Below are 10,014 nucleotides of genomic sequence, written 5' to 3'. Positions count from 1 at the left end.
GGTGACCGATCGGAGGCGGCAGGCTGTCCCGAGCGGAGGCTGGTAAATCGCCAGGCGCTAAAGCTGTCGTAACGGTAATAAGTGGCGTAGTTCATGGTGGAATCCTCGAAGTGTGGTGTGTCGCTGAAAGTGATGGGCCTGAAAAAACAAAACCCCCGGTCGGGAGGCCGACCGGGGGTTGAGAAATCTCTGGTAGGCGACCCGTTATCATGGGCGCCGTTTGGGTATCAGGCGCGCCAGTGGCTAAACCAATACCCAAAATAAAAGTTGTCTGGAGCGCAGGCGTCGTTGACCCACGCAGCCGCAATCGAGCGCGAGGCGCTGGCGATGCAAGACTGTGAAGAGGCGTTGAACATGGTCTGTCTCCGATGAATACGCCGAGCTTACTCGACGCTGATACGCGTCAGCAATCAGAAAATGCTATTGCGTGCCGAGCGAAACGGCTATCACTGGTAAACGATCTGGTTAAAGTACATTTTTACGATTGGAGAGAGCTGAATGAGTTATCGAATTCGGCATGCCACCCATGATGATCTTGCGTTTGCGCGAGATCTGACCTGTCGCAACATGCTGCGCTATTACATTGACCACGATCTGTTGTGGCAGGACGAGGCATTCGACGCAGGCTGGCAGTATCGTGAGAACTGGATGATCCTCCAGGATGAACTGCTGATCGGCTTTGTCAGTCTGAGCGAGGATGCCCGAGCGCTGTACATACGCGAATTGCAGATTGATCATCCGTGGCAAGGGCAGGGCGCCGGTTCCTGGGCCATTGATCAGGTGATCGAGATGGCTCGGCAGGCAAGGCGACCGGCACTGCGGCTGACAGTGTTTGACAATAACCCGGCGCAAAAACTGTATGCATCTAAAGGACTGCACATCGTGGGCAGGGATGAGTGTTTCCTCAGAATGCAGCTCGATTTGAGTACAGCTGTGCTCTGAAACCCACAGCCGGCAAGCCCTGAATGACGAATTGAAACTTTTTAAATGCGGCTTTCCGCTAGGTCTGTCTGGCACTTTTTGCTAAGGTGTCCGGCATCCCAATAAGACCATATCGCGAGGTGTCTGCTTGATTAGGGTGCTAGTGGTCGACGACCATGATCTCGTTCGTACAGGCATTACACGGATGCTGGCCGATATCGATGGCCTGCAGGTGGTGGGTCAGGCCGAGTCAGGTGAAGAGTCCCTGATCAAAGCCCGTGAATTGAAGCCTGACGTAGTGCTCATGGACGTCAAGATGCCCGGCATCGGCGGCCTCGAGGCCACACGGAAACTGCTGCGCAGCCACCCGGACATCAAGGTGGTTGCCGTTACGGTGTGCGAGGAAGACCCTTTCCCGACGCGTTTGCTGCAGGCCGGCGCCGCCGGTTACCTGACCAAGGGGGCGGGTCTCCCGGAAATGGTTCAGGCCATTCGGCTGGTTTTCGCCGGGCAGCGTTACATCAGTCCGCAGATCGCTCAGCAGTTGGCGATCAAATCATTCCAGCCAACCAATGATTCGCCGTTCGATGCCTTGTCGGAGCGGGAAATCCAGATTGCCTTGATGATTGTCGGCTGCCAGAAGGTCCAGATCATTTCCGACAAGTTGTGCCTGTCGCCGAAAACCGTGAACACCTACCGCTACCGCATTTTCGAGAAGCTTTCGATCAGCAGCGACGTCGAGCTGACACTGCTCGCGGTGCGTCACGGCATGGTGGATGCCAGCGCCTGACCATGACCGAGACATTTGATTCCAGTGCTTTCCTGTCGACCGTCAGCGGTCGCCCGGGCGTCTATCGCATGTTCGACAGCGAGGCGCGCCTGCTGTATGTCGGCAAGGCGAAAAACCTGAAGAAACGTCTGGCGAGCTACTTTCGCAAGACCGGGCTGGCGCCGAAAACGGCTGCACTGGTAGGGCGTATCGCTCAGGTCGAGACGACCATCACCGCCAACGAAACCGAAGCGCTGCTGCTGGAACAGACGCTGATCAAGGAGTGGCGCCCGCCGTACAACATCCTGCTGCGCGACGATAAATCCTATCCGTACGTGTTTCTCTCCGACGGACAGTTTCCGCGCCTGAGCATCCATCGCGGCGCCAAAAAGGCCAAGGGCAAGTATTTCGGCCCCTATCCGAGTGCCGGCGCCATACGTGAAAGCCTGAGCATCCTGCAAAAAACCTTTTTCGTCCGCCAGTGCGAGGACAGCTATTACAAGAATCGCACCCGTCCGTGCCTGCAATACCAGATCAAACGCTGCAAGGCGCCATGCGTGGGCCTGGTCGAGCCTGACGTCTACGCCGAAGACGTGCGCCACTCGGTGATGTTCCTCGAAGGTCGCAGCCACGCGCTGACCAACGAGCTGTCCACCGCGATGGAAGAGGCAGCGATCAATCTCGAATTCGAACGCGCGGCCGAATTGCGCGACCAGATTGCCTTGCTGCGCCGGGTGCAGGACCAGCAGAGCATGGAAGGCGGAACCGGCGATATCGACGTTATTGCCGCATTCGTCAACCCAGGCGGCGCCTGTGTCCACCTGATCAGCGTGCGCGGCGGGCGCGTGCTCGGCAGCAAGAATTTCTTCCCGCAGGTCGGCATTGAGGAAGACGTTTCCGAGGTCATGGCAGCATTCCTCGGTCAGTACTACATCAGTAGCCCCGAACGCGATCTGCCGAGCGAACTGATCGTCAACGTGGTTCACGAAGACTTCCCGGCGTTGATCGAAGGGATTCACACCTTGCGCGGCCGTGAGTTGGCCATCAGTCATCGGGTGCGCGGTACCCGTGCGCGCTGGCAGCAACTGGCCGTGACCAACGCTGAGCAAGCGTTGGGCGCGCGTCTGGCCAACCGTCAGCACACCGCCGCGCGATTCGATGCGCTGGCCGAAGTGCTGAATCTGGATGAACCGCCGCAACGCCTGGAATGCTATGACATCAGTCATTCCAGCGGCGAAGCCACTGTGGCCTCTTGCGTGGTGTTCGGGCCGGAAGGCGCGATCAAGTCGGATTACCGCCGCTACAACATCGAAGGCGTCACCGCCGGCGACGACTACGCGGCCATGCACCAGGCGCTGACTCGCCGCTTCAGCAAACTCAAGGACGGCGAGGGCAAGTTGCCGGACATTCTGTTGGTCGACGGTGGCAAAGGCCAATTGTCGATGGCCCGCGATGTGCTCAACGAACTGGCCGTACCGGATCTGATCCTGTTAGGCGTCGCCAAGGGCGCCACGCGCAAGGCCGGTTTCGAAACGTTGTATCTGAATGATGCAGCCCACGAGTTCACCTTGCGCGGCGATTCACCCGCCTTGCACCTGATTCAGCAGATCCGCGATGAGGCGCACCGCTTCGCAATTACGGGGCATCGCGCTCGTCGCGGCAAGACCCGCCGAACCTCAACGCTGGAAGGCGTGGCAGGGGTAGGGCCGACCCGCCGCCGTGACCTGTTGAAACATTTTGGTGGATTGCAGGAGCTGTCTCGTGCCAGCATCGAAGAGATCGCCAAAGCCCCGGGGATCAGTAAAAAGCTCGCTGAGTCGATTTATGCGAACCTGCATAGTGAGTAGAATGCCCCTTCACCTCGTAGCCAGTTGTGCCGATGAATATCCCTAATCTGATTACCGTTCTACGCGTCCTGCTCATCCCGATCTTTATTTTGCTGTTCTATCTGCCCTACGAGTGGAGTTACATGGCCTCCGCTTCGGTGTTCGCCTTCGCGGCTGCAACCGACTGGCTCGATGGTTATCTGGCGCGCCGATTGGAGCAAAGCACACCGTTCGGTGCCTTCCTCGATCCGGTCGCCGACAAGCTGATGGTCGCTGTTGCCCTGGTCCTGCTGGTGCAGGAACACGGCAATCTTTGGCTGACGCTGCCAGCGGCGGTCATCATCGGTCGCGAGATCGTGATTTCGGCCCTGCGCGAATGGATGGCCGAACTCGGCGCCCGGGCACAGGTGGCCGTTTCCAATCTGGGCAAATGGAAAACCGCTGCGCAGATGCTCGCCCTGGTGATTCTGCTGGCTCATCCAAAGGCATTCAGCTTCTGGGTCGTGCTCGGTTATACGCTGCTGATCGTATCGGCAGGGCTGACCCTGTGGTCGATGGTTCAATACCTTCGCGCCGCCTGGCCGCACCTGAAGACCGATGTCGAAAAGAAATAAAAGTTTTTTGAATCAAGGGGTTGACGGGGCATCTTAATTCTATAGAATGCGCCACACCAAGCGGGAATAGCTCAGTTGGTAGAGCACGACCTTGCCAAGGTCGGGGTCGCGAGTTCGAGTCTCGTTTCCCGCTCCAATTTGTACAGTGTTTGTTGTTGCGCTACTGACAGCAAAGACTTTGAGGCCGAGTAGCAAAATGGTTATGCAGTGGATTGCAAATCCACCTACGCCGGTTCGATTCCGACCTCGGCCTCCACTATCAAAAACCCCGTAGATCAATGATCTACGGGGTTTTTTGTTGTCTGCAGAAAAATGTGGTGCTCACCTGTTTGCGGAGGGTCAATCAGTCAAGCACGATCCGGTCTGGATGTGGCTGGCACCTTCCACCGTGAGATTCGAGAAAAAGATGCAGCCAATGAGCCGCGCGAACAGCGTCAATGTCTCTGCAAGATCGGGGTTGTCAAACAGAACAGCCCTTGAGTCCAGAGCACATAAGGCACCCCAGAGTCTCCCGTCCGGCAGGAAAACAGGCGCGCCTGCGTAGCTTTCAATCGAATATTGCTTCACCACAGGACGTGACGAAAGTCGTCCATCCTGGCTGATTTGTGGAAGGAAGAGGGCTTGCGGATTTCGTCGAAACTCACTGCAAAGGGTGGTTTCCAGATCCAGCGTATCGCCGACATTTATTCCCAGTTCAATCGGATCGTACGCCGAACAAACGATCCACTCTGTTTCAGTGAATTTTGCGATGCCGGCAAAGCGTGTACCGGTCAGACGGGTGACAAGTTGCAGGATATTGGTGGTCGCTTCGATCTCGGCGATCGCCGAGCGCTCCTCTTGGCTTAAAGACGCTTTTAGAACGGTGTCACTCATTTGCATGGAATCAAATCTCCTGATTGCTTGTACATCCCTGAGCACTGCTCTGGTGACGTTCTGTGAGGCGTGATCGTGGTTGAAGGGGGGGGGCGTGCTGATTACCCTTTGATTATTGATTTCGGCGCCAACCTTTAGCGTAGACATCCTGTCCAGACTTGGGTTGCCTGCTCATAATCTCAATCGATGAATCATCTGTCACCCGTGCAGCTACGGTGATGGTGAGCATCTGAATCTTTTTGTGTTTATCGCCCCAATTTCCAGTCTGGTTGCTGCGATTTGCCACTAACTTCGGCCTCTACTTCAAGCAAACTCCGTAGCTCCCTGATTTCTGGGGCTTTTTGATTTTTCGCGGTCAGCGATATTTAGTTCTCAAATCGCGCACTCCAAACTTGCTTCACCGGGACGTGATGTATATATTCCCCGCTCGGCTTTTCAAGCGGCCATCCTGTCAGGATCGCAACCGCAAGGCTGAGCAAAGCAACACCGCGCTACCGCCCGAATGGCGAAACTGGTAGACGCATGGGACTTAAAATCCCCCGCCCGTAAGGGCGTGCCGGTTCGATTCCGGCTTCGGGCACCATCTTAAATCAAGGGTTTGCGGGCGAAAGCTGATGCAAACCCTTGTTTATTTCTGGTCCGCTATTTTGGAGTTGGTCCGCAATTCACTTGGTAGGCATGACCTTTTTGCCCTTTCGATTGCGGATGTACTGCTCAGTCATCACCACCGTTGTATGCCCAAGTTGATCTCTGGCTTGCAAGATATCACCACTGGATTCCGCCTTATCGGTACCCGCCTTGGCGCGCAAGTCGCGCATCTGAAACTCAGCTTTCGGCACGCCGGCCGCCTCCCTGGCCAAGTCGAATCTCCTGCGCAACATCGCCACCGTCATCGGTGTGCCGTCCTCCGTAACGATCAGCCGCGTCGAGCGGACCTTGTGTTCTGACTTCCGGGACATGATTCGATCAATCAGAACCTTCAGCTCCCCAGTTATCTCGATCCGACGCTTCGCCTTTGTCTTGCCCTGCAACACCCAAATTTGCCCGTCGCGCACGTCGCGCTCGTCCATCAGCCGGGTATCGGTCACCCGTTGCCCGGTCAGATAGGCGAGGTCCATTGCGTCTTGCAGGCCCACATCTGCCTTGTCGTGCACGCGCTTGAACAGCGCATCCTCGACATACGTTTCCCGGCCAGTTTCCTTGTTGCCCTTGATGCCCGCGCACGGATTGGCAAGAGACGTGTAACCCTTGTCCCGAGCGTAATTCCAGATGGCGCTGAGCAGTGCCTTCTCGCGGTTCGCGCGCACCGGCGCGGCCTTGCGCCATGTCAGGTACTGGCGGACGTGCAGCGGCTCAATAGTTTCCAGCGGCGCGGGCGGGTCGTCGAAGAAAGCGATCAGATTCTTCAGCTCGCGCTTGTTGTCAGCCTGGGTGGCTGTGCCTTTGGTGGGAACGACGTCGACCATGTATTTTTCGGCGACGTAGCGGAACGTGATAACCTTTGCGACCAGATCGGTTGCGGTGCGATCACGCTCAAGCTTCGCGTACTCCATGATCGCCAAGCCGTAGTCGCTGCCCAGCGGAATTTCCTTGCGGTCTTTGCCGCCTGTGTCGTAATAGTAAAACACCCGGCCGCTGGCCTTCTTGCGTTCCCGCAGCCTGGCGATCGAGCCGGGTTTACTTGGTCGTCTTCCCATGTCAGCTGGCCTTACGTGATTTCCAGACGGGCTTTTCAGATTCAAACGCGCCGACGGCGGTGACCGCCATCGCGGTGACACTCGGCCAGCCGTTCACTTTAATCGTATGGCGAACGCCGTTCTTTTTCAGGTTGAGGATCTGACCTGCCTTGGTTCGCGCGCCGGTGAGCTCGCAAACCTCCTCGTGCGATAGAAACTGGATGGTCATGTGATGCTCCATGCCGCGCGTGGCGCGCAGAAGGTGGTGTGGGCTACAGGTTCACTACCTGACTGTTCGGATCGAAAGGTTTGCCATCGGGATCTACCACCAGGCGCGGCACGTTCTTTTGAAGAAACTCATCGAAACACTGTGGGCAATAACTGGCTTGAGTGGTCTGGAGCTGAGCGTGCCCGGTGTAGCCGCACTTCGGACACTTGAGTGCTGTGGGGATAATGAAAGCCATGAGGATTCCTCGCCCGCCGTACACCGGCAGGCTGTTGAGTTGGGGGAGGGGCAGCAAGGTTGGTTCTATTTCGCTCCCGACTTTGTTAGGCTTGATAACTTTTCAAAAGGAGGTTTTAGAGAATGGAAATTGGTGACCTGAAAAAGCTAAATGTCTCATTGTCAGCAAATTTGGCGATTTTCTTTTTTTCGTTTGTCGCTCCCGGGTTTTTGATTTTTTATAACTACAAGCCTGAAAGTTTTTTATCTATCGATGTAATTAAGTTGATTATCTTGGCAATAGCTGTCTCGTCACCAACATTTATTTTTCCTATGGTTTTCACCGCCCTGTTTGCCAATCTCATCGCAAGGGAAATGCCTGATAAGCGCTATTTATGGGGCACCCCTACGGACTGGTATCTTAAGCATGGGGCTGGAAATGCATTGAATATGTATACAATTATCGCTGTCATTTGGGTTTTTAATTTGGGCGGCTCTTGGGTATTCTGGCTTATTCTATTCACCGTGGTTCTGAATTTAGTAGTTGAAGCAATTACGTATAAGATTTTTAAGAAGACTCCAACTAGTCAACATTCAATTTGGTTTGAGCACTTCGCTGCTGACAGTTATGCTGAGAGTAAACCAGACTGATTTTTTCATTTTTCCGCACGGCAACCATACGAGCAGCTCTCCATTTTTTAACGGTCGCTCGTAGGCGCACTCATCCTTGGCCGCTATAGCGGCTGACTTTGAAGGGGGAGGGAATAAAACTTTCAATGCCGGTCAAAGCCCATAGTTGCTAAGGTGGGCTCCACGCGATCAGGGACCGAAAAAATGGAAAGCAAATTTTCTAGGCGTATTTTGCTGCTGGGCTCACTTCTGATCCTCACTGGGCAAGTTCAGGCTCGCGGCGGTAGAGGCGGGCGGAGTTCTCGCGGAGGTGGACGCGGTGGAAGAGGAGGAAGCGGCACCGGATTTCTTTGGTTCTTGGGTATCGGCGGTGTAATTTTCGGCCTGGTTAAACTGGACTCTTGGAAAAACGCCCGGCGAAGAGCCAATGACAAGGCCTTGGAGGAAGCAAGGCTTGCAGAAGTCGAACGATTAAAACCACCCAAGGCTGAGTGGGATGCACTAGGTTTATGTTTACTCTGTGGCAGCCCCATGGCAATTCGAATTGCTAAAGTTGGCAGGCGCCGGGGAACCAAGTTTATGGGTTGCACATCTTATCCTCGCTGCTTAGGAACCCGAAAAATAATGGCCCGAAATGCTGGGAACTGAAGTGATAACAGCGCAGTTTGATGCGCTTCATGCTGCCTCCTGCTGCGGCTATTCCTGCCGCAGCGCTTCCTGCACTGCCTCGACAACCCACTGTAGGTACGTGAATTCGTGGTTCTCTTCGATGGCCTTGTCTCCGACGGGGTAGTGCCACTCATCACCGAAAAGCTCGGTCAGCAGTTTGTTGTGATGCCAGCATTCGTTTGGTGACTCGACGCTGCGCAAAACCTCGATGTCGTGCCAGAGTTCGCGGGCTTCACCCTTACTCAGCTCATCCAGTTCCCAGTCGTGACGGCCTGTCTGTTGCCGGCGGCGCTGGACAATGCACTTTTTCGCAAATGCGTGAAGCGCGTTCCCGCTGAACCGCGTGCTGCTGATCCCGCGATCCAAGCAGTTCCGGACGTATTGCCAATCACAATCCGCCACGAACTCGGCCACCGTGCGAGGTCCCATGCCACCCCAGTAGGCGTTCCAACTCTTGTCCCAGCAGTTGATCGTGATCTTGCCCTGGGCGGTCTGATAGCTCGGGTCGGATTCAGTAGGGCAGTCGCGGCGGCCGAAGTCCTCGAGGAACACGGTAATCGGGTCAAGCCGCGGTGCGCCGGTGATTACCAGCTTGGTCACAGTCGAGCGCTCAACCTTCAGCGGCTCGGCCGGTGTGTTTTCTGTGGGCATGGGGCGTCCTATGCCGGGGCATGCCCGGGCGGTGGAGGATCAGGTAAAAAATATTTCGCGCTCAGAGTTTCCTATAAGGTTTTTTTTTCTGCGCTACTATCACTAGGCATGTTGTCAGGAAGAGTCTTTCAGGGGAATGATTTAATGAAGCGCCAATCAGATATCGAAGAACTTTTCAAAGCCTGTGATTACAATATATCGGCTGTCTCTGAGCAATACGAAGCTGCTCGACATAATGAATCCATTGTCAAAGTAATGCAGCCGGTTATTAAGTCCACGTTAGAGCACTTGAGGAGTATCCTTGAGTATACAGCTCAAGATGTTTGGCAGAGCTATACTAAAAAGCGTAATAGTCCGTATTTTCCATATGGCAAGGATCAGGAAGGGTACCTTAAAAGTTTGAAGAAAAATCTTCCGGGGCTGTCGGTTCAAAGACCTGATATCGAGTCAGTCATCGAGTCTGTGCAGCCGCATAAAACTGGCGATACTTGGCTTTCTGATTTGTGTAGCTATACAAACTTTCATAAGCATGACCGTTTAAAGCCACAGGTCAGAGTCGATTCGCAGTCCAATACTGTAGTTCTAGGTGGGGCTGTCGGCTTTAAGGATTGTGACAATATAACGATCATCGATAGCGATTTTGGGGGGGTTATAATAGGGCGTGATAAGCCCTTTGTGTTTTCTAATAAAATGAAAACTCACGAAATAAGATCGCAGCTTTCCAAAGATGCAAATCTTAAAAGATATTTTGATTGGGTTGAGTTTCAATTTGAATTTTCAGTGGTGGACGCGCTCACCCTACTCAGGGTGTCAAGAGTGAAAATTTTTGATTACGTTGAAAGACTAAAAGTCGTCTTGGATGGCTAGGCCGTATAGAGCTTCCCTTAGGGAAAATGGTGTGCGGCGCACAGTGTTGCAGCACCCATGGCCCAAGCCAGAACTT

11 protein-coding genes and 3 tRNA genes are annotated in these 10,014 nt (G+C 54.5%); 9 read left to right on the top strand and 5 right to left on the bottom strand.

Going from position 1 to position 10,014, the window contains the following annotated elements; genetic code table 11:
- Positions 1-498 precede the first annotated feature (498 nt).
- The 6 genes from D8U60_RS16840 to D8U60_RS16815 all read left to right on the top strand — a co-directional run bounded on the left by D8U60_RS16840 (position 499) and on the right by D8U60_RS16815 (position 4,386).
- Positions 499-942 (top strand): GNAT family N-acetyltransferase, encoded by a 444-nt coding sequence (locus tag D8U60_RS16840; RefSeq protein ID WP_016774511.1) that lies wholly within the window; start codon positions 499-501, stop codon positions 940-942.
- A gap of 127 nt (positions 943-1,069) precedes the next feature.
- Complete coding sequence (gene uvrY / locus D8U60_RS16835; RefSeq protein ID WP_024012761.1) at positions 1,070-1,711, top strand: UvrY/SirA/GacA family response regulator transcription factor; 642 nt, start codon at positions 1,070-1,072, stop codon at positions 1,709-1,711.
- 2 nt (positions 1,712-1,713) lie between these two features.
- Complete coding sequence (gene uvrC, locus D8U60_RS16830) at positions 1,714-3,537, top strand: excinuclease ABC subunit UvrC (protein ID WP_024012762.1); 1,824 nt, start codon at positions 1,714-1,716, stop codon at positions 3,535-3,537.
- Between the two features lie 32 nt (positions 3,538-3,569).
- Positions 3,570-4,130 carry a CDP-diacylglycerol--glycerol-3-phosphate 3-phosphatidyltransferase gene (gene pgsA / locus D8U60_RS16825; RefSeq protein WP_016774513.1) on the top strand — a complete coding sequence of 187 codons (561 nt, stop codon included), beginning with the start codon at positions 3,570-3,572 and terminating at the stop codon, positions 4,128-4,130.
- Between the two features lie 60 nt (positions 4,131-4,190).
- Positions 4,191-4,266: transfer RNA gene (locus D8U60_RS16820), tRNA-Gly, on the top strand.
- A 46-nt stretch (positions 4,267-4,312) separates the two neighbouring features.
- A tRNA-Cys gene (locus D8U60_RS16815) sits at positions 4,313-4,386 on the top strand.
- Positions 4,387-4,469: 83 nt separating this feature from the next.
- Here the strand turns inward: D8U60_RS16815 and D8U60_RS16810 are convergent.
- On the bottom strand, positions 4,470-5,009 hold the full coding sequence (locus D8U60_RS16810) for a GAF domain-containing protein (protein WP_016774514.1): 540 nt from the start codon (positions 5,007-5,009) through the stop codon (positions 4,470-4,472).
- Positions 5,010-5,499: 490 nt separating this feature from the next.
- Between D8U60_RS16810 and D8U60_RS16805 the strand changes: the two genes are divergently transcribed.
- Positions 5,500-5,586: transfer RNA gene (locus tag D8U60_RS16805), tRNA-Leu, on the top strand.
- Between the two features lie 82 nt (positions 5,587-5,668).
- On the opposite strand, the gene D8U60_RS16800 is transcribed toward D8U60_RS16805, so the two are convergent.
- From D8U60_RS16800 to D8U60_RS16790, 3 genes are read right to left on the bottom strand one after another with little or no spacing between them, the layout of a single operon-like run.
- Positions 5,669-6,700 carry a tyrosine-type recombinase/integrase gene (locus tag D8U60_RS16800; RefSeq protein ID WP_130900536.1) on the bottom strand — a complete coding sequence of 344 codons (1,032 nt, stop codon included), beginning with the start codon at positions 6,698-6,700 and terminating at the stop codon, positions 5,669-5,671.
- A gap of 1 nt (position 6,701) precedes the next feature.
- On the bottom strand, positions 6,702-6,908 hold the full coding sequence (locus D8U60_RS16795; protein ID WP_056785291.1) for a DUF4224 domain-containing protein: 207 nt from the start codon (positions 6,906-6,908) through the stop codon (positions 6,702-6,704).
- 43 nt (positions 6,909-6,951) lie between these two features.
- Positions 6,952-7,143 carry a hypothetical protein gene (locus tag D8U60_RS16790; RefSeq protein WP_125926743.1) on the bottom strand — a complete coding sequence of 64 codons (192 nt, stop codon included), beginning with the start codon at positions 7,141-7,143 and terminating at the stop codon, positions 6,952-6,954.
- A 122-nt stretch (positions 7,144-7,265) separates the two neighbouring features.
- Between D8U60_RS16790 and D8U60_RS16785 the strand changes: the two genes are divergently transcribed.
- Positions 7,266-7,772 (top strand): hypothetical protein, encoded by a 507-nt coding sequence (locus tag D8U60_RS16785; protein WP_130900535.1) that lies wholly within the window; start codon positions 7,266-7,268, stop codon positions 7,770-7,772.
- Positions 7,773-8,447: 675 nt separating this feature from the next.
- Here the strand turns inward: D8U60_RS16785 and D8U60_RS16775 are convergent.
- Positions 8,448-9,071, bottom strand: coding sequence for a hypothetical protein (locus tag D8U60_RS16775; RefSeq protein ID WP_130900533.1), 624 nt, complete (start codon positions 9,069-9,071; stop codon positions 8,448-8,450).
- Positions 9,072-9,215: 144 nt separating this feature from the next.
- On the opposite strand from D8U60_RS16775, the gene D8U60_RS16770 reads away from it, so the two are divergent.
- Complete coding sequence (locus D8U60_RS16770) at positions 9,216-9,938, top strand: hypothetical protein (protein ID WP_130900532.1); 723 nt, start codon at positions 9,216-9,218, stop codon at positions 9,936-9,938.
- The last annotated feature ends 76 nt before the right edge of the window (positions 9,939-10,014 follow it).

Source organism: Pseudomonas sp. Sample_11 (assembly GCF_004307505.1).
Lineage (GTDB): Bacteria > Pseudomonadota > Gammaproteobacteria > Pseudomonadales > Pseudomonadaceae > Aquipseudomonas > Aquipseudomonas atacamensis.
This window is presented reverse-complemented; position numbering and strand designations above follow the sequence as displayed.